The sequence below is a fragment of the Paludisphaera mucosa genome (assembly GCF_029589435.1).
GTDB classification, from domain to species: Bacteria; Planctomycetota; Planctomycetia; order Isosphaerales; family Isosphaeraceae; genus Paludisphaera; species Paludisphaera mucosa.
This window is the reverse complement of sequence record NZ_JARRAG010000002.1, coordinates 1516690-1535991: the sequence shown is the minus strand read 5'-3', so window position 1 is coordinate 1535991 and position 19302 is coordinate 1516690. Positions and strand designations below refer to the sequence as shown.

Genomic DNA, 19302 nt, shown 5'->3' with positions numbered 1-19302 from the left:
CCTCCTCGTCGTCCAATATGGCAATCGATTGCCATGTGGCAGTGTATTGCCAGAACGGGGCGGAGTCAAGCGGGGAGGGGGAGCCGGCCTGATTCAGGCGTTGGGGCGGCGCGCCAGGTCGGTGCCGGCGGGGCGGGGGGGCGGGACGACGCCGTTGGAGGGGGGGGCGGGCAGGGGCGATGGCGAGGGCGGCGAGTTCGGGGCGTAGGTCGAGCGGGCGAGGCGGCGGCTGACGTCGACGGAGAGGCAGAGGAGGGCGGCGGCGGAGACGAGCAGGACGACGGCGGCGATGGGCCGGAGCAGCTCGTTGGAGAAGAAGCGGGCGTCGTCGAACCGGGCGACGGCGAGGGCCGTCCGCACCAGGATCACGGCGGCCGCGAGGAGGAAGATGACGGCCCAGGCCTGGAACAGGCGGATCCGCCAGACCCAGGGCCGCAGCGCGAGGTAGACCCAGGGCGAGGGCCGGCGGTCGACGGCGGGGGCCGCGGCGGCGAGCGTCCCGTTGGCGTGCGCAGGGTCGGCTTCGGGATCGACGTCCCAGGCGTCGTCCCACGAGTCGAGCGGGCCGAGGCCATCGCCCAGGGGGTCGAGCTCGTACGACGAGTCGCTGGGGTCGAGGCGCGGGCGGGTCAGGTCGTGGCGCAGGTCGGGTCGGCCGACGGGCTCGGCGACCTGGACGTCGGGATCGCCGATGTCGAACCGGGATCGGCACTTGGGACAACGCGCCTGGTGCGGGGCCAGGGCCGCGTGGTCCGGAACGCGCCCGGAGAAGCCGCAATGCGGGCACTCGATGATCATGGGCGCCTCGACGTCCCCACCATTGAATCTTGGCGCGAAGACGTCATGTTAAAAACTCGCACGCGGAGTTCAAAAAGAAAACTCGGGGATTTCCCAAAACCCCGGAGCACGTCGTCCGGGGGCCGTGCGGAGGGTCATCGAGGCGGGGCGTAGGCGGCGGCCAGCGCGCGGGCGGTGCGGAGGCCGTCGACCGCGGCGCTGACGATCCCGCCGGCGTAGCCCGCGCCCTCGCCGCAGGGATAGAGGCCGGCGACGGTCGGGCTCTGGCGGGTCTCGGGGTCGCGGGGGATCCGCACGGGCGAGCTGCCGCGGGACTCGGGGCCGGTCAGGGTGGCGTCGCGCAGGAACCGGCGGTCGAGCCGACGGTCCATGATCGGCAGGCCCTTGAGCAGGGCCCGCGCGACCTTCTCGGGGAGCAGCGGGCCCAGGTCCATCGCCTTGACCGAGCCCCGCGTGTAGCTCGACGGCGGCTTCCCCTGGCTCGCCCGGCCGGCGAGGAAGTCGTTGGCCCACTGGATCGGCGCGGCGTACGACCGGCCGCCGGCGACGTAGGCGGCGCGCTCGTAGCGCTGCTGGAAGTGGACGCCCGCCAGCGGGTGCGAACTCGTCTCGCCGGGGTCGATCGTGACCACGAGCCCGCTGTTGGCGAAGGGGGAGTCGTGGCGGCTCTCGCTCATGCCGTTGGAGCAGAAGTACCCCGGCTCGCTGACGCTGGGCATGACGTAGCCGCCGGCGCACATGCAGAACGTGAACAGGTCGCAGTTGCCGGCGCGGACGGAGAGCCCGTAGTCGGCCGCCCCCAGCGCGGGGTGGCCCTCCTTGGGGCCGTACTGGGCCTTGTCGATCTGCTGCTGGGGCTGCTCGATCCGGACGCCGAACTGGAAGGGCTTGGCCATCAGCGGGACGCCCCGCCGCAGCAGCATGTCGTAGGTGTCGCGGGCGCTGTGGCCGACGGCCAGGATCGCCACGTCGGCCGCGATGTAGCCCGAGCTGGTCCCCAGGCCGCGGAGCCGGCCGTCGGCGACGTCGACGTCCTCGACCCGGCAGGAGAAGCGGACCTCGCCGCCGAGCGCCTCGAGCTTCTTGCGGAGGGTGCGGACGATCAAGGGCAGCCGGTTCGAGCCCAGGTGGGGGCGGTGCTCGTAGAGGATCGACGGCTTGCCGTGGCAGTCGGCGAGGATCTCCAGGATCCGGTCGACGTCGGGGCCGCCGCTGCGCGAGGTCAGCTTGCCGTCGCTGAAGGTGCCGGCCCCCCCCTCGCCGAACAGGTAGTTGCTCTCGGGGTCGAGGGCCCCCCCGGCGTCGAACCGGCGGACGTCGGCGACCCGGTCCTTGACGGCGCGGCCCCGCTCCAGGATCAGGGGGCGGTAGCCGTTGAGGGCGAGCAGGTAGCCGGCGATCAGCCCCGCCGGCCCCGCCCCGACCACGACCGGGCGGTGCTCCGAAGGCCGGTCGCCCGGCGCGGGCCACGAGAAGGCCTCGGGGAGGTAGGGCTGGACGATGACGCCGGCGGCGGGCCTTCGCGAGAGGGCTCGGTCGGCGTCGGCGGCGGGGAGCTCGACCTCCATCGCGTAGTTGAAGTGGAGGTCGTCGACGCGGCGGGCGTCGAGCGACTTGCGGAGGATCCGCCAGCGCAGGACCGATCCGGCCCCCAGCCCGAGGCGGTCGGCGACCCGCCTGGGGAGGGCCTCCTCGGGGTCGTCGAGCTCGAGGCGGAGGTTGTTGATCTTGACCGACGTGCTCATGACGTGGGGGGGCCTTCGGGATGCGGCTCGGGGCCGGCCAGGGTGGGGCCGAAGCAGATGAGGGTGATGTCGTCGGCCTGGACGTGGCCGAGCGAGTACTCGCGGATGTCCTGGAGGATGGCCTTGCCGACCGCCTCGGCGCCCCCGCCGGCCTCGGCCACGCGGCGGAGCAGGCGGCGGTTGTCGCGGCAGTCGTACAGCTCCTCGTCCACGCTCCGCGAGTCGGTGACGCCGTCGGAATAGACGACGGCGACGTCGCCGGGCCTGAGGAAGACCTCGGCCTGCTTGTACTCGGCGCCGGGGATGATCCCCAGCGGGAAGCCGCCGATCTCCTCGCCGACCTCCTCGACCGTGCCGTCGGCGCGGCGGACGAGGATGGGGAGGTGGCCGGCCGAGGCCATCGCCAGCGAGCCCCGGCGGGCGTCGAGCACGCTCAGGCTCAGGGTGATGAACTTCTCCTCGATGCCGGCCGAGAAGAGCAGGGCGTTGAGCTCGGCGGCGGCGGCCCCGGGGGCGTTCTCGGTGAGGATGCAGTAGCGGGTGTCGCCCGAGAACTTGGCCATCATGAGCGCCGCGGCGACCCCCTTGCCCGAGACGTCGCCGAGCGCCACCGCCAGGCGGTCGCCGACGAGCGGGACGAAGTCGTAGTAGTCGCCGCCGACCTCGTAGGCCGGCTCGTAGTGGGCGAAGAACTCGTAGCCGGCGATGTGGGGGACGTCCTGGGGCAGGAACCGCTTCTGCACCTGCTCGGCCAGCTTCAGGTCGCGGTCGACCCGCTCGCGCTCCAGCAGCGACTCGAAGAGCTGGGCGTTCTGGATCGCGATGGCCGCCTGGCCCGCCACGGCGGCCAGCACGTCCAGGTCCTCCTGGTGGAACTGCTTGCGGTCGCTGGTGTCGAGCTGGATGATCCCCACCGGCTGGCCGTTGGGCGTGACCATGGGGACGCACATGACCGACCGGATCTTGAGGTCGGCGATCGAGGCGCTGGTGGGGAGGTTCTTGTCGGTGCTGGCGTCCTGGCTGAGGACCGCCTTCTTCTGGCCCAGCACGTGGTTGACCAGCGACCGGCTCATCTGCATCGGGGCCTCGTCGGCCGGGATGCTGGTGTGGAAGTTGGTCCGGCCCCGGGCCTGGCGGACCTTGGTGGCCTTGCGGACCAGCCGCTTGGTGACCGGGTCGATCAGGACCAGGAAGAGGCGCTCGGCCTGGGGGAAGAGCTGGGCCAGCGACTCCAGCACGCGGGGGGCGACCTGGTCGATCTTCAGCTCGGTGGAGAGGTCGCGGGTGATCTCGAGGATCGCCTTGAGCTTGACCTCGGGCTTGACCATGCTGGCGACGGAGCTGGAGCGCGAGGCGTCGAGGGTGTGCAGCGGGGGGATGTCGAAGGCCTCGCCCTCGGTGACGATGACGATCTCGCCGTCGGGCTCGGGGTCGCCGGGCTCCAGGGGGTGGAAGACGAACTCGACGTCGCAGATGTTGATGCGGTCGCCGGCGACGAGCTGGCGGTCGGCGCCGGGCATCAGCTTGACGTTGTTGACCTTCGTCATGTTCCGCGACTTGAGGTCGGCGACGAAGTAGTCGTCCCCCTTGCGGTAGATCTCGGCGTGGCGGCGGCTGACCCCGTTGGGCCCCAGCACGATGTGGCACTGCTCGGGCGAGCGGCCGATCACCGTCCGCTCCTGCTTCAGCTCGATGATCTGCCCGGCGGAATCGCCGTTGGCGCGCTTCAGGAAAGCCATCCCCGTCCTCTCCTCGGCACCCGAGACCGGACCCCTCGCCGACGTGGCGAGTCCAGGATATCACGACGGCCGCCCGGCGTCATCGGACGGCGAGGTCCGCCGTCAACACGCGGTTGCGCAGCAGCAGCAGCCGGCCCCGCAGCGCCGCGAGGGCCGGCCGCTGGGCCGCCGCCCCGGTCGCGCCCGGCTGGTCGATGACGCGGAGCGCGTCGGCGACGATCTCGACGCAGAAGTCGACCAGGCCGGGGTCGGAGAGCGGCCGCTGCTTCGAGTCGACGACCCGACCCAGCCGGCCGATGACGCCGTCGACGTCGCGCCGCAGCAGGTCGCCGGCCGTCTCCAGGACGTCGGCGAGCTGCTCGTCGCGGGTCTGCCGCGCCCGCCACGACCGGATCGCCTGGGCGAGGCCCGGCACCCGGTCGGCGTCGCGCTCGCGGTAGAGCACCCGTCCCAGCTGGAGGTAGGCCGCCGACGCCCATTCGTACGACTCGGGGAAGTACGCCGGCACGGCCAGCCAGGCGGCGGCGAGGCGGCCCGGGGGGGCGACGAGCTGGGCGTAGCGGTACTGGCCCTCGGCGTTCTCCTGCCTCGGGGCCGTCGCCCAGCGAGGGCCGAGCCCCAGCGCGGGCGCCGTCGCCGCCAGTCGGCCCCGCTCCGCCGCCCGCTCGTCGACCCTCGCCCGCCAGCCCGCGAACGCCCCGACCGCCGCGCCCAGGAGCCCCAGCGCGACCAGGAGGCGGGGCCGGAACCAGGTCGAGCCGCCGGCCGACAGGGAGCTCAAAAAGGCGGCGACGTCCAGGCCGCGCGACGACGGGGCCGCCTCCACGCCCGAGAGCGAGGCCAGGCCCGACGGGTTCGCCGCCGCGGCCGCCGCCGCCGTCCCCAGCAGGACCGAAGGCGTGGACGGCAAGGTCGCGAAGTCGACGGCCGTCGCCCCCGCGACGGTCGTCATCAGGTTGCGGATCTTGGCCAGGTCCGCCAGCATCTCGGCCGCCGACTGGTAGCGGTCCTCGGCCTTCTTCGCCATCAGCTTCAGGACCAGGCGGTCGAGCTCGACCGGGATGTCGGGCCGCCGGACGCGCATGCTCGCGGGCTGCTCGCGGACGTGCTTCAGGGCCAGCGCCAGGGCGGAGTCGGCCCGGAAGGGGGGCTCGCCGACCAGCATGTGGTAGTAGGTCACGCCCAGCGAGTACAGGTCGCTGCGATGGTCCATCGCGTGCCCCTGGGCCTGCTCCGGGCTCATGTACAGGGGCGTCCCCATCGTCGTCCCCTGCTGGGTGACGTGGTGGCGGTCCGACTCCATGTCGCGGCAGAGGCCGAAGTCGGCGACCTTGATCCGCCCCTTGCGCGTCAGCAGCAGGTTCTCGGGCTTCACGTCGCGGTGGATCAGCCCCACCTCGCCGGCCGCGCCGATGGCCGCGGCCGACTGCCGCATGATCGAGAGCCCCAGGGGGAGGTCGAGCGACCCCTTGCGGATCAGGAACTCGCGGAGGTTCGTCCCCTCCACGTACTCCATCGCGATGTAATGGATGCCCTCGGCCTCGCCCAGCGCGTAGACCTGGACGATGTTGGCGTGGTTCAACTTGGCCACGGCCATCGCCTCGACGGCGAACCGGCTCAAGTAAGCAGGGCGGTTGATCCACTCGGGGAGCAGGACCTTGAGGGCGACGGGCCGCTTGAGGCTGATCTGCTCGGCCAGGTAGACCTCGCCCATCCCGCCGCGGCCGAGCAGGCGCTGGACCCGGAAATCGCCCAGGACCAGGCCGGTCAGGTCGCGGGCGGCGACCTTCGACGTCTCGGGCCAGGCGGAGGTCCGCTCGACTTCGGCTCGCTGGGGGTCGGATTTCATCGCGACGACCGTTCCCTCGACGGTGAAGTTTCCGCCCGCCGCGCCGCCATTTCCGGCCGCGTCGCGGGACGCGACCAGCTTAAGGCCGATGCATGCGTGCGTAAAGGAAAACCCGGCGACCCGGCCGCGCGAGGGCGCATCCCCGAAGTCCGCGACCGCCCGCCGCCGATATTCTACAAGAGACTACGTTCGAAATCGGGGAAGGTTCCCGGCGAGTCTTCGCGGATTCCGCCGCGAGCTTCGAAAATCCAACGCCTCACGCGTTGATCGGGCCCCCGCCGGGGGGCTATTGTGATGGGAAAGGGGCCCGTCCCCGCGCGCCGGCCGATCGGCGCGGCGGCCCGGGTCGGTCCGCGGGGGCGACGACCATGAGCAGGATGAGACGATTCCGCGCCGGACGACTCCGGATCGCCGCCTGGATGGGCCTCGTCGCCGCCTTCGCGGCGGGCCTCGACGTCGCGTCCGCCCAGGACGCCGTGCAGAACGACCCGCTCCAGGTGCCGAACGACCCGCTCCAGGAGGCGGCCGAAGGCGCGGCGGCCGGCCGCCCCCCGCAGGGCATCCCGCCGGCCCCGCCCGAGGGGGCCTGGGGCGAGATCATCAACGCCACCGAGCGCTGGATCGTCCTGCAGAACCACTCGGGCCAGCAGTTCCCGATCGCGACCGAGGACGTGCAGGAGTTCCTGATCCGCTGGCCCGGCCGCATCGACCTGATCTCGCAGGACGCCTACGTCGAGGCGATCGGCTTCAGCCCCGGCTCGAACATCATCCGCACGAACCACGTCGACTACTTCGAGGGGGCCGACCGCACCCTCGTCTCGCCGACCTACGCCGAGGTCCTGCCCAACAACATGGCGGTGACCACGATCGACCCCGGCTTCAACCGCTTCATGAACGCCTGGGACTACGGCGGCCAGAACCTGCTCTACGGCTGGGCCTACCCGATCCCCCCCGGCATCCAGGGGAACCCCGCCCGGCTGCACGTCGTCGGCGCGTTGGCCTTCCCCCAGCCGCTGCAGCTGGCGATCCCCGGCAACAACATGGCCACGGTCCTTCCCGAGGACGCCGGCGGCATCACCGTCACCCAGATCACCCGCGGCAGCTCGCGCTACATCCGCAAGGGCGACTACGCCTACCTGATGCCGATCGAGGCCCGCCTCCGCGGCCTCCGCGTGGCCCAGCTCGTCGTCTACAAGCCGATGCCGCTCCGCCAGTTCAACCCCGACGCGAAGTGACGAGATGGGCCGGGCGAGTCGGAGGCCTTCGCGGTCGACGCGCGTCGCCCGTTCGTCCCTTCGCGCCCTCCCTGCCGGGTCCCCACGCTTGATCCACCGAGGAGTTTCGTCATGAGGCCGATCGCGATCCTGTCCGTCCTCGCCGGTCTCTCGGCCCTGACGTCGCCCGCGGCCTCGGCCCAGGACCGGCCGCCGCGTCCTCCCGCGTTCGCCTCGCCCGAGGTCACGGCCGAGAAGAAGGTCTCGTTCCGGATCCACGCGCCGAAGGCCGAGAAGGTCCAGCTCTCCAGCAGCGACCTCCCCGACGCCGGCCGGGGGCTGGACATGACGAAGTCCGACGAGGGGGTGTGGGAGGCGACGGTCGGCCCCGTCGTCCCCGGCGCGTATCGGTACAGCTTCAACGTCGACGGCCTGGCGGTCATCGACCCCCGCAACCCCGCGACCAGCGAGGCCAACAACAACACCTTCAGCCTGGTGTACGTGCCGGGCTCGGAGACCTCCGACGCGAAGGACGTCCCCCACGGGGCGGTGGCCGAGGTCGTCTATCCGTCGCAGACGCTCCAGCGGCCCCGGCGGATGCACGTCTACACGCCGCCGGGCTACGAGAAGGGCGAGGGCCGGTTCCCGGTCTTCTACCTGCTGCATGGCGCGACCGACAGCGACGCCTCGTGGAGCACCATCGGCCGGGCCGGCTTCATCCTGGACAACCTGATCGCCGCCGGCAAGGCCCGGCCGATGATCGTCGTCATGCCCGCCGGCCACACCGGCCCCTTCCGCTTCGGGGGCGCGGGCGGCGTCTCGTTCGAGACCCAGATGGCCCAGTTCGAGCAGGACTTCGTCAAGGACCTGAAGCCCTACATCGAGACCAACTACCGCGTGATCGCCGACCGCGAGCACCGCGCGATCGCCGGCCTGTCGATGGGCGGGGCCCAGACGCTCAACGTCGCGTTCGGCCATCTCGACGAGTACGGGGCCGTCGGCGTGTTCAGCTCGGGCGTCTTCGGGATCACCGGCGGCCCGAACGGCGGCGCCCCGGACACGCGCTGGGAGGACGCCCACAAGTCGACCCTCGACGACGCCGAGCTGAAGAAGGGCCTGCGCCTCGTGTGGTTCGGCTGCGGCAAGGACGACTTCCTGCTGAAGACCTCGCAGGCGACCGTCGAGATGCTCAAACGCCACCAGATCGACGTCGTCTCCCGCGACACCGTCGGCGGCCACACCTGGCTCAACTGGCGCGACTACCTGGTCGAGTTCGCCCCGCTGCTGTTCCAGGGGAAGTGATCGGACGACTGTTCCAAACGTTCGTCCACGCCGCCGAACGACGACTTTCCCCCTCGCGGGGGGAGGTGGCCCGAAGGGCCGGATGAGGGGGTGACGGGCACGAGAGCCGTCGCTGTAAATTTTCCGGTCTGCCGTGGAATTCCGAACGGGCCTGGCGCGGCCTCCCCCTCATCCGACCCCTGCGAGGTCTGCCTTCCCTCGCGAGGAAGAAGGCGTCGGAAGGCCGCTCCTCTCGACTTTCAGGGACGATCTCTCAGATCTTCTTCTCCGCCTTCGCCTCGGCTTCGGCCGGGAGCGGCAGGGGGGGCGGGGGCTCGTCCATGCTCTCCTCGTCGGCGGTGCGGTAGAGGGGGAGGTAGCGGTAGTAGACCTCCAGGGTCAGGATCGAGAGCGACGTCTGGAAGAGTCGGCCGCCGGTGGCCCCCCAGCGGTCCTGGCTGGGGAAGGCCGGGTCCCAGCTGCCGTTGGGGCAGCCGTCGTCGTGGATCTGGGTGCGGATCAGGGCCTCGCGGACGTGGGGGTTCCAGCGCTCCCAGTCCTTGTTCCGCATGTTGTGCAGGAGCTGGGTGGCGTAGTACCAGTAGTAGATGTTCCGGTCCTCGGACTTCTCCAGGTGGGCGGCGACCCGGCCGGCCCCCTTGATCAGCGAGGGGTGCTCGCGGGACCAGCCCATGAGCTGGCGGCCGACGAGGGCCTCGGCCGTCATCACGGGCGAGGCTTCGCGGTTGGGCTGGTAGGCGTACATCACCTTCTTGCCGTCGACCGACGCCAGGTTCAGGTAGTCGTTGCAGCCGCGCAGGGTCTGATTGGGGACCTTCAGCCCGGCGAGGTTGGCGCTGCGGAGGGCGAAGATGTTCCAGCCGAAGACCGACGTGTCGCCGGCCTGGCCCGGCCGGTAACGCCAGCCGCCGGTCTCGGGATCCTGGGCCTCGGCGATGAACGCGATGGCGCGCCGGGCCGGCTCCTGGAGCTGGGGGTCGCGCGACACGCCGTAGGCCTCGCAGAGGGCCATCGCGGCGATCGCGTGGCTGTACAGGTAGCTGATCCCCGTCCCGCCCACGTGCAGGTCGCCGTTCTCCTGCTGGTTGGCGCAGAGCCATTCCAGCCCCCGGCGCACCGAGGCCTGGTGCCGGCTCTTGACCGTGTGGCTGTAGCCGGCGCCCAGGAGCGGCAGCAGGGCCAGCCCGGTCGCGCCGGTCTGCGAGATCACGGTCTGCTGGGCCGGGCAGGTCTGGCAGACGTCGTTGACGTTGAGCACCCAGGAGCCGTCGGACTTCTGGTGCCGGACGATCCAGGCCAGGCCGTCCTCGACGGACTTCTCGGAATGGACCGTCCCCCCCTCGCGGCGCACCAGCTCGGCGCGGCCGAGGCCCGACCGTCCCGAGAACGGCGCCTGCACGTTCGCGGCCAGCCCGGCCAGCGGCGCGGTGCCCATCAGCGAGGACGCGAGGTCGCGTTTCGGCGCGGGCCCCGCCGGGTCGGGGGCGAAGGCGACCAGGCCGGGGATCTCGGGCTGGTTCGCCAGCTTCATCGCCGGGTCGGCCGGGCCCAGGCTCATCGACGGCGGATTGGGGTCGTCGCGGTCGGTGAACGGGTCGCCCGAGCGGTCGGCCTCGACCAGCGACGTCAGGTCGGCGATCTCGCCCGGCGGCAGCTCGGCCGTGAACGTCCGCTCGGGCACGACCACCCGTCCGTGCTGGATCAGGAAGGCCAGCAGGAGCAGGGCGAACGCGTGCAGGAGCAAGCTCACTCCCCACGACGGGACCGACCGCAGGGTGCCGGGATCGATGTCCCGCCCCTCCCACGCCAGGGGCGCGCGGCCGACGCGTTCCAGGATCCTCAGCGGCAGCTCGCGGAGCCTCATGAAGTGGACTCGACAGGATCGAGATGAAAGCGTCGTCCCCCGCCGCCCGTCCATTCTAGGGGGCCGGCGGCGGCGTTGACCAGTCGGGCGAGGTCCCCCGTCCTCGAGGCGGCGTCGTCCACGATGGTCCCGTCCTGGGAATCGCCGAATTCCTTGACGGCAGCGCGCAAAAAAAATCCCCGACCATGAGGGTCGGGGACGAAAGCGCTTCGTGGAGATCCGCTCGCTCAGGCCTTGGGGGCTTCGGGCGTGGGGACCGGGGGGGTCGGGACCGCAGGGGCGGCCGGAGCCGGAGGAGGCTCGTCCGAGGCGGCCGGGGCCGCGGGAGCGGCCGGGGCCGGGGCGGGAGCGGCCGGAGCGGCGACTTCACCCTGGGGGGCCGGGGCGACGGCCGGGGCGTACTTGCCCGGGACGGTCGGGGCCTGGCCGGCCGGCGAGACGGCGGCCGGGGCGTACTTGCCCGGGACGGTCGGGGCCTGGGCGACGGGAGCCACCGCGGCCGGGGCGTACTTGGCCGGGGCGGCCGGGGCCTGCGCCACGGGGGCGACAGCGGCCGGGGCGTACTTGGCGGGAGCGGCCGGGGCCTGCGCGACCGGGGCGACGGCGGCCGGGGCGTACTTGGCGGGGGCGGCCGGGGCCTGCGCGACGGGAGCCACGGGGGCGGGCGTCCACTTGGCCGGGGCGGCCGGGGCCTGCGCCATGGGGGCGACGGCGGCCGGCGTGTACTTGGCGGGAGCGGCCGGGGCCTGCGCGACGGGAGCCACGGCGGCCGGGGCGTACTTGGCGGGGGCGGCCGGGGCCTGCGCCACCGGGGCCACCGAAGTCGGCACCTGCTTGGAAGGGGCCTGGGCGAAGGCCGACGTAGCCGCAAGGGCCACGGCCGCGCCGAACAACGAAGTGCGAAGCATTGTTGCTATCTCCACGGAAACCGGATCAAAAGGTGCTGAAGACCCGCTGACGCCTCGGAACACCGCAAGGGCGACCGAGCTTACGCAACTATACTAGATCACCGACTGCGTGCTCTGGGCGTTTTGCGAATTTTCAGTAGAATATATCGACCTCGAAGCCGAGTCCAGCATTTCCTCAGGGATTTTCGAGAAAACATATCCCCTAAATCCCCAAGGCTTCCTAGTCGAATGCAAAAGATGCGCCGTCGGGGCCGATCTTGCGGGCGGCGACCTCGCCGGGCGACGACTCCTGAACTCCCCCTGAGGAAGTCCCGTTGTTGGTCCTCGTGTCCTGAGTCTAGCATGCCGATTTCACAGGTGTGGTCGGCGTCGGAACTCCAGGGGCGGGGCGTCGGTTTTCCGCGGAGGGTTGAGCCGGGCGATGGACCGAGGATAATCAGGGTGCATCGCGGCGACTGAGCCGGCGGGGGACCGGGCGGGGCGGGCCGTCGTTCCCGATTATGGTGACTTTACGCCCGGAAGCTAGTACGTACTCCCGGGGCTCGTTCGTTGGAATCGGGCGAGACCGGGCAAGGGAGGGGCTTTTGGTCTCCCTCGTCTCGAACACGGAGGGCGGGACGGCCGCAGGCCTGCGGCGACGCCACGAAAGCCGGCGCACGGCGTGGGCGCTGCTGCTCGCGCTCGCGATGGGCGGCCTCGCCCTCGGCCAGGAGCCCGCCGAGCCGGCGCGACGGATGCCCGAGCCGCTGCGGTTCGCGCACGGACTGTTCCGCCAGCGGAAGTACGACCTGGCCGCCGACGAGTACGCGAAGTTCCTGGAATCCGACCCGCAACCCCCCGACGGCGACGACGCCCGCTTCGGCCTGGCGAGCGCCCGGCTGCTCCAGGGCCGCTACCAGGATTCCCGCGAGGCCTTCCGGGAGTTCATCCGCCGCGCCCCCGCGCATCCCCGGGCGCGGACGGCCTGGTACCGGCTGGGCGAGCTGTCGTACATGATCGGCGACCTCCCCGCCGCCCGCGAGGCCCTGGAACGGTTCACGTCCACGCCCGGCGACCACCCCAACCTGGAGACGGCCTGGACCTACCTGGGCGACGTCCTCTCGGCGCTCGACGACCCCGGGACCGCCCGGCTCGCTTATGAACAATCGTTGAAGCGATTCCCGGACGCTCGGCTGGCGGACCGCGCCCGCTACGGCCTGGGCCGGGCCCTCGCGGCGACCGGCGAGCCCCAGCCGGCGCTCGACGTCCTGGCGGAATTGATCCGCCGCAACCCGCCCGAGTGGGTCGACAAGGCCCGGCTCCAGGTCGGCAAGATCGAGCTGGCCGCCGGCCGGTTCGACGCCGCCGAGAAGTCGCTCGCGCAGGTCGCCGCCGCGGGCCCGCTCCAGTCCGAGGCCCGGCTCCGCCGCGCCCAGGCCCTGATGCGGCTGGACCGGCTCGACGAGGCCGCCGACCTCCTGCGCCCGCTGGCGGCCGACGCGGCCGAGCCGGCCTCGATCGAGGCGAGCCTCGACGCGGCGAGCGTCGACCTCCGCCGCAACCGCGCCGAGGACGCGCTGAAGATCCTCGACGCCGCCGTCCCCCGCGCCGCCAAATCGCCGCTCGCACCGGCCTTGCTCTACCGGTCGGCCGAGGCCCTCCGCGCGCTCGGCCGCGGCCCCGAGGCGCGGGCGCGGTTCCTGCAGGTCGCCGAGACGGCCCCGTCCGACCCCTGGGCCGACGACGCCTGGCTCGAGGCCGTCCGGCTGGCGCACGAGGCCGGCGATCACGACGCCGCCGAGAAGCTGGCGGAGGGCTTCGCCGCGAAGTTTCCCGCCAGCAAGCTCCTCCCCGACGTCCAGCTCGTCGAGGCGAAGGCCGCGACGGCCGCCAAGCGTCCCGAGGCCGCGATCGCCGTCTTAGAACGACTTTTGGGCGACGGGTCGAAGCCCCCGGAAGCCTCGCCCGAGGTCGTCGACGCCGCTCGCTACGAGCTGGCCCAGGCCTATCGCGGCGTCGGCAAGGGCGAGCAGGCCGACGCCATGCTGGCGACGCTGGCGAAGTCGTCGAAGAAGGAGACGGCGGCCGACGCCGCATTCCTCCTCGGCCGCGCCAACCTGGACGCCGGCCGATTCGCCGAGGCCTCGGCCGAGTTCGAACGCTACCTCGAAGCCGCCCCCGACGGCCAGGTCGCCGACCACGCCCTCGCCCACGAGACGGCCGCCTTGCTGGGCCAGGGCAAGCGCGACGAGGCCGTCGCGGCCGTCGGCCGGCTCGCGACCCGATTCCCCGAAAGCCCCGCGCTCCCCCCGGCGCGCCTTCGCCTGGCCGAGGCCCTCGCCGAGGCCGGCGACCTGCCGAAGGCCGTCGAGCAGTTCCGCCCGCTCGCCGAGTCGTCCGACGCCAAGCTCCCGGCCGCCCTGAAGGAGCGGGCCGAGCTGGGACTGGCCCGCGCCCTGGCGAAGCAAGGAGACGCCGCGGCGGCCTCCAAGGCGTTCGACGCGATCCTCGCCCGCACGGCCGACGAGTCCCAGGCCGCGGCCTTGGCCCTCGAACGCGCCCGGTCGGTCGAGGCCTCGGGCAAGGTCGACGAGTCGCTCGCGGCCTACGAGCAGGTCGAGGCCCGCGCCCCGAAGCTCGACGCGGCCCTGCACGCCGCCCTGGCCCGCGCGCGGCTGCTGGCGAAGGACAGGCCGCAAGACGCCGCCGACCTGCTCGGCAAGCTCCTGGACGGCGACGAGGCCCGCGCGCGGCTCAAGGCGATCGGCCAGCCGATCGACGCGCTGCTCGCCGAGCGAGGCTGGGCCCTGATCGACGCCGGCAAGGTCGACGAGGCCGACAGGAGCTTCGCCGAGCTGCTCGCCGCCTTCCCCGAGGGCCCGCTCGCGGCCGACGCGCGGTTCAACCTCGCCGAGTCGGCCAACGAAAAGAAGGACTACGCGGAGGTCGTGCGGCTGCTCGCGCCGCTGGTCGACGCCGAGGGCCCCGCCGCGCCGAAGCTCGCCGAGCGGCTCGCGCCCGACGTGCTCTACCGCCTCGGCCGGGCGCGGATCGAGCTGGGCGACTGGCCGCGGGCCGCCGCGACGCTCGACCGCCTGATCGCCGAGGCCCCCGCGAGCCCCCGCATCCGCGAGGCCCGCCTCCTCCGCGCCGAGGCCGCGCTGCGTCAGGACCAGTTCGAGCCCGCCGAGAAGCTCCTGGCCGAGCTGATCGCCGCGCCCGCCGCGGCCGGCGACCCGCCGGACTTGCTCCGGCTGGCGCGCGAGCGCCGCGTGCAGTGCCTGCTCGGCCTGAAGCGCTGGCAGGACGCGCTCGACGAGGCCGACGGCCTCAAGGGGACGATCACCGTCGCCGCCGCCCGCGACCCGGTCGAGTTCGCCCGCGGCCGCGCGCTGCTGGGCCTGGCCCGGCCCAACGACGCCCGCGCCGCCTTCCAGGCGGTGATCGACTCGCGGAAGGCCGGCGACCTGGCGGCCCAGGCCCAGCTCATGCGCGGCGAGGCGTACTTTCACGAGGAGCAGTTCCTCCAGGCCCTCAAGGAGTTCCTCAAGGTCGACGTCCTGTACGACGCCCCGCGCCGCCAGGCCGCCGCCCTGCTCGAAGCCGGCAAGGTCTACGAACGCCTCGGACGATGGAGCGAGGCCGCCGAGACCTATGAACGCCTGAAAACTCGATTCCCCGAAGATCCCTGCGCCGCCGAGGCCCAGGCCCGCCGCGCGGCGGTCCTCGCCGAGCACGGGACGAAGCCGTGAGCGGCCGGGCCGCGATCGTCGTTCTCCCGCCGGGAGAAGGCTCTCCAGGATCGAGGCCGACACACCATCCACGTCCCAGGGAAGGAACCCGTCCATGAGCTTGATGAGTCGTCGCGGGCCGGCCGTCGCGTCGGGCCTGATCGGGATCGTGCTGCTGGCGGCGGCGCCGGCGGCGTTCGGGGGCGAGGCGGGCGTCGACCTGTCCGTGGAGGTCCAGCGCAGGCTGGCGAGGGCGGCGGGCGACGTGCTGGTTTGGTATGAGCGGACGCCGCCGGGCGAGCGGATGGCCTGGGGCGGGCTCGGGGCCTGCGTCGTGCTGGGCGCTTGCGTGACGCTGGAGCGGCTCTTCCGGCTGCGGCGGCGGGCCGTGATCCCGAACGACTTCCTCGTCCGGTTCCTGGACCGTCTGCACGAGGGCCGGCTCGACGGCGGCAAGGCGCTCGACTACTGCGAGATGCACCCCAGCCCCGCCGCTCGCGTCGCGCTGGCCGCGGTCCGCCGCTGGGGACGGCCGGCGGCCGACCTGGAGCGCGCGGTGGGTCTCGCGCATCGCTGGGAGTCGGAACAGCTCCGGCGCAACGTCGACACGCTGCGGCGGATCGCCGTCCTGGCCCCGCTGCTGGGCCTGCTGGGGGCGCTGATGGCCGCCGACCGGCTGCTGCGCCAGGCCGGCGACGCGTCGCCCTCCGCGGCCGCGCTGGCCGACGCGCTCGGCCCCCTGACCTTCGGCGTGGCCGTGGGCGTGGCGGCGATGGTGTTCAACGACCTGCTGTCGACCCGCGTCGAACGCCTGGGCGCGGCGCTCGACCGGCTCGGGGCCGAGACGATCGACGCCGTCGCGATGACCACCGCCGTCGCGGCGCCGACCTTCCCGTCGCACTCCCCCACGCCCCACATCCGCCTCGGCGAGCCGATCGTCGAGCGCCGGCCGTCCGTCGCGGTCCCGGTCCGCGAGTCGAGTCCCCGCCGACCGCGCGACGAGCCCTCGGCCGGGGCCTGACGCCGCATGGCGCGCGGCCGCCTATCGAGGGCGATCCGGGGCGTCGGCCGGTCGATCCGCCTGCACGGGGGGCAGGCGGGTCATGACGTCCTGGAAGTCGCGTCGATCCCGGAGCGGGGCCAGGTCGGCGTCGTTGGTGATCAGGTCCCTGTCGTGGAAGCCCCGCGAGAAGGCCGTGCGAAGGTGGGCGACGGCCCGCAAAGCGTATTCCTCGGCCAGGGCGGACCGGCGATCCGGCGGCAGGGCCGGGTCCTTCGCCGCCAGGGCCGAGGCGCGGGAATAATAGCAGCCGGCGTTGTAGGCGCTGAGCGCCTTGTTCGGCCCCGCGAGCCCGGCCAGCTCGTCGGCCGAGACGACCGCCGCCGCGTGGTCCCCGAGGTCGAGTCGGACCTGCGACAGGTAGGTGAGCAGCGATTCCTCGGCCAGGGGCCCGGCCGGGTCGCGGGCCAGGAGGCCGGGCGTTTCGGCCCGGAGCCGGTCGGCCCGCTCCAGGTAGGCCAAGGCCCGCGGATAGTCCTTCCGGGCCTCGGCCACCGCCCCCATCCGGACGAGGGTCGCGACCAGGCCGGTCAGGTATGCCGGCGACCCGGGGGCCTCGGCATGCAGCCGCTCGACCAACGGCAGGGCCGCGGCCAGCAACGCCTCGGCCTCCTCGTTCTTGTCTTCGAGCGCCAACTGCTCCGCCATGTTCAGCCGGGCGCGGGCGAGCAGTTGCCGGTATGGGGCCACCGCAGGGAAATCGTCGCTCAGCCGCAGGGTCGTGGATGCTGCGTCCCGATAGGCCGCGACGGCCGCCTCGGGCCGGCCGAGCCTCACGTAAAGCATGCCCAGGTTGAGTTGCCCGCGGGCCAGCTCGTGGCGATGCTCGGGTGCGGCCGGGTAGTCGGCCGCGAGCGCGGCGTGGAGGGCGATCACTTCGCGCTGGATCGGCTCGGCCCCGGCCAGGTCGCCGCCGTCGATGAGGAGGGCGACCCGGCTCTGGAGGGCCTTGCCGAGGGCGAGCTTGATCCGCGGGTCCTTGCCCCGGGCGTCGGCCTCCCGGAGCAGGGTCACGGCCTCGTCGAGCGTCCGCGCGGCCTCGGCCGCCCGGCCGGTCCGGCGGAGGACCGTGTACAGGTTGTGCAGGGCGCGGGCCCTCTCCGAGGGGTAGAGGAGGTTGGTCGGATCGGCCGTGGCCAGCTCGCCGAGCCGTGCGGCGGCGTCGCGGCAGTCGTCCTCGGCGGCCTCGAACGCGCCCATCTCGATGCGGCCCCACCCGGCGTCGTTCCGGACCAGGGCGGCCCCCAGACGGTAGGCCGGATCCGCCGGAAATTCGACCGTCAGCCGGTCGTAAGCGGCCGCCGCGCGGGCGAACTCGGCCTGGGCGTCGGCCGGCCGGCCGTGCGTCTCCAGAAGGTCGCCGAGCCGCCGGCCGGCCTGGGCCGCGTTGGCCCGGGAGGACCGATCGGCCAGCCGGCCGAACGCGTCGATCGCCGCGCGGTAGTCGGCCTCGGCGGCCTTCGCGTCGCCGAAGAGGGCCTGGATCGAACCCAGCCGGAGCCGGGCGGCGGCTCGCACGCGCCGGATCGCGTCGGCGTCACCCTCGGCCGCCGCCAGCCGTTCGAACTGGTCGCGCACCCGCCCGAGGAACGCCCGCTCGCGGTCGCCCCACGACGCCTGCCGGCCGAGCAGCCCTTCGAGCGCGTCCTCGGTCAGCACGTCGAGGGCCTGGAACGCCCGGTCGGTGGCCCGCTCGGCCCGGCCCCGCTGGGCGGCCTCCCGGACCAGCCCCCAGGTCGTCCCGACGATCCCCGCCACCAGCGCGAGCAGGACCAGCCCCGCGGCGAAGACCGCCGTCCGGTTCCGGCGGACGAACTTGCGCGCCCGGTAGACGGCGGTCGGCGGGCCGGCCGAGACGGGCTCGTGGTTCAGGAACCGCTCGACGTCGGCCGAGAGCGCGTCGGCCGACTCGTAGCGCCGGCCGCGGTCCTTCTCCAGGGCCTTCAGCACGACCCAATCGAGGTCCCCGCGGACCAGCCGGACGAGCCGGCCCGGATCCGTCCGGCGGTCGGCGGCGACGGTCGGCAGGGGGTCGCCCGAGGCCAGCCGACGACTCGGGGCCGGCGGGTCGTCCTCCCGGATCACCCGCAGCACCTCGGTCAGCGCGGTCCGCTTGAGGAGGGTCCGATCGATGGGCGTCGTCCCGGTCAGGAGTTCGTAGAGGATCGCCCCGAGCGCGTAGACGTCGGCCCGGGTGTCGACGTCGCCGGCGGCCGGACCCGTCTGCTCCGGGGCCATGTAGAGCGGCGTCCCGGCGATCGAGCCGTGGGCGGTGAACAGGGTCTCCTCGGTGAGGACGGTCCCGCCGACGGCCTTGGCCAGCCCGAAGTCGATGACCTTCGGCGTCGGCCTGCCGCCGTGGTCCTCGACCAGGACGTTCGACGGCTTGAGGTCGCGGTGGACGACCCCCTTCTGGTGGGCGTGCTGCACCGCCCCGCAGATCTGGCGGAAGAGGTCGAGCCGGTCGGCGACGGCCAGCCGCCGCGCGTCGCAGTAGCGGCCGAGGGGGACGCCGTTGACCAGCTCCATGACGAAGAACGGCCGGCCGTCGGGCGTCGCGCCCGCGTCCAGGACCTTGGCGATGTTGGGGTGGTCCATCAGCGCCAGGGCCTGGCGCTCGGCCTCGAACCGGGCCAGGACCGTCCGCGAATCCATCCCGGGGTTGACCAGCTTGACGGCCACCGACCGCTTGACCGGCCGGAGCTGCTCGGCCCGATGGACCGTCCCCATGCCGCCGCTGCCGATCTCCGGTCCCAGCACGTAGCGGCCGGCGAGGTGGGTCCCCACGAGGCTCGACTCCGGATCCGCCGCGTCGGGAGGGAAGCCGGAGACGGTCCCCTCCAGATATTGCTCCGCGGCCGGACGGGCCATGAAGCTCCCCTCCGCGTCGTGGGCTGAGAGCAGCTCCTCGACCCGGCCCCGGAGGCTCGCGTCGTCCCCGCAGGCCTCGTCCAGGTAGGCCGCGCGGGCGGCCGGGTCGGGGATCTCGACGGCGGCCAGGAAGATGGTGCGTTCGCTCATGTCGGCGTCCGGGGTCGGGGTTGAGATCGGACGGAGGATGATGGTGCGGCCGGGATACGCCCCCGGGCCGATCGGGGAGGGACGCCTCGCGG

11 protein-coding genes are annotated in these 19302 nt (G+C 73.0%); 4 read left to right on the top strand and 7 right to left on the bottom strand.

All coding sequences use genetic code 11. The annotated features are described in order from the left end of the window. Window positions 1-93: 93 nt before the first annotated feature. The 4 genes from PZE19_RS15675 to PZE19_RS15660 form a co-directional block, all read right to left on the bottom strand. Window positions 94-798, bottom strand: coding sequence for a zinc ribbon domain-containing protein (locus PZE19_RS15675; protein WP_277861573.1), 705 nt, complete (start codon window positions 796-798; stop codon window positions 94-96). 134 nt (window positions 799-932) lie between these two features. Beyond that, window positions 933-2543, bottom strand: a complete 1611-nt coding sequence (locus tag PZE19_RS15670; protein ID WP_277861572.1) for an NAD(P)/FAD-dependent oxidoreductase — start codon at window positions 2541-2543, stop codon at window positions 933-935. Continuing rightward, window positions 2540-4282, bottom strand: coding sequence for a SpoIIE family protein phosphatase (locus PZE19_RS15665; RefSeq protein WP_277861571.1), 1743 nt, complete (start codon window positions 4280-4282; stop codon window positions 2540-2542). Before PZE19_RS15665 ends, PZE19_RS15670 begins: the two co-directional genes overlap by 4 nt. Before the next feature lie 79 nt (window positions 4283-4361). Next, a complete protein-coding gene (locus PZE19_RS15660) occupies window positions 4362-6131 on the bottom strand; it encodes a serine/threonine-protein kinase (protein WP_277861570.1) in 1770 nt (589 codons plus the stop codon). 377 nt (window positions 6132-6508) lie between these two features. On the opposite strand from PZE19_RS15660, the gene PZE19_RS15655 reads away from it, so the two are divergent. Both PZE19_RS15655 and PZE19_RS15650 read left to right on the top strand, forming a co-directional pair. Continuing rightward, on the top strand, window positions 6509-7366 hold the full coding sequence (locus PZE19_RS15655) for a hypothetical protein (protein WP_277861569.1): 858 nt from the start codon (window positions 6509-6511) through the stop codon (window positions 7364-7366). A gap of 111 nt (window positions 7367-7477) precedes the next feature. After that, a complete protein-coding gene (locus tag PZE19_RS15650; protein ID WP_277861568.1) occupies window positions 7478-8647 on the top strand; it encodes an alpha/beta hydrolase in 1170 nt (389 codons plus the stop codon). Between the two features lie 253 nt (window positions 8648-8900). On the opposite strand, the gene PZE19_RS15645 is transcribed toward PZE19_RS15650, so the two are convergent. Next, a complete protein-coding gene (locus PZE19_RS15645) occupies window positions 8901-10511 on the bottom strand; it encodes a prenyltransferase/squalene oxidase repeat-containing protein (protein WP_277861567.1) in 1611 nt (536 codons plus the stop codon). A 227-nt stretch (window positions 10512-10738) separates the two neighbouring features. Further along, a complete protein-coding gene (locus tag PZE19_RS15640) occupies window positions 10739-11419 on the bottom strand; it encodes a hypothetical protein (RefSeq protein WP_277861566.1) in 681 nt (226 codons plus the stop codon). 584 nt (window positions 11420-12003) lie between these two features. Between PZE19_RS15640 and PZE19_RS15635 the strand changes: the two genes are divergently transcribed. Continuing rightward, window positions 12004-15150, top strand: a complete 3147-nt coding sequence (locus PZE19_RS15635) for a tetratricopeptide repeat protein (RefSeq protein ID WP_277861565.1) — start codon at window positions 12004-12006, stop codon at window positions 15148-15150. A gap of 94 nt (window positions 15151-15244) precedes the next feature. Continuing rightward, complete coding sequence (locus tag PZE19_RS15630) at window positions 15245-16150, top strand: MotA/TolQ/ExbB proton channel family protein (RefSeq protein ID WP_277861564.1); 906 nt, start codon at window positions 15245-15247, stop codon at window positions 16148-16150. 21 nt (window positions 16151-16171) lie between these two features. On the opposite strand, the gene PZE19_RS15625 is transcribed toward PZE19_RS15630, so the two are convergent. Next, window positions 16172-19210 carry a serine/threonine-protein kinase gene (locus PZE19_RS15625; RefSeq protein ID WP_277861563.1) on the bottom strand — a complete coding sequence of 1013 codons (3039 nt, stop codon included), beginning with the start codon at window positions 19208-19210 and terminating at the stop codon, window positions 16172-16174. Between the last annotated feature and the right edge of the window lie 92 nt (window positions 19211-19302).

Bases quoted from the DNA above. Each gene is read 5' to 3' on its own strand.
- PZE19_RS15665 (WP_277861571.1), bottom strand. From the start codon at position 4,282: ATGGCTTTCCTGAAGCGCGCCAACGGCGATTCCGCCGGGCAGATCATC.
- PZE19_RS15630 (WP_277861564.1), top strand. From the start codon at position 15,245: ATGAGCTTGATGAGTCGTCGCGGGCCGGCCGTCGCGTCGGGCCTGATC.
- PZE19_RS15670 (WP_277861572.1), bottom strand. From the start codon at position 2,543: ATGAGCACGTCGGTCAAGATCAACAACCTCCGCCTCGAGCTCGACGAC.
- PZE19_RS15625 (WP_277861563.1), bottom strand. From the start codon at position 19,210: ATGAGCGAACGCACCATCTTCCTGGCCGCCGTCGAGATCCCCGACCCG.
- PZE19_RS15675 (WP_277861573.1), bottom strand. From the start codon at position 798: ATGATCATCGAGTGCCCGCATTGCGGCTTCTCCGGGCGCGTTCCGGAC.
- PZE19_RS15640 (WP_277861566.1), bottom strand. From the start codon at position 11,419: ATGCTTCGCACTTCGTTGTTCGGCGCGGCCGTGGCCCTTGCGGCTACG.
- PZE19_RS15660 (WP_277861570.1), bottom strand. From the start codon at position 6,131: ATGAAATCCGACCCCCAGCGAGCCGAAGTCGAGCGGACCTCCGCCTGG.
- PZE19_RS15650 (WP_277861568.1), top strand. From the start codon at position 7,478: ATGAGGCCGATCGCGATCCTGTCCGTCCTCGCCGGTCTCTCGGCCCTG.
- PZE19_RS15645 (WP_277861567.1), bottom strand. From the start codon at position 10,511: ATGAGGCTCCGCGAGCTGCCGCTGAGGATCCTGGAACGCGTCGGCCGC.
- PZE19_RS15655 (WP_277861569.1), top strand. From the start codon at position 6,509: ATGAGACGATTCCGCGCCGGACGACTCCGGATCGCCGCCTGGATGGGC.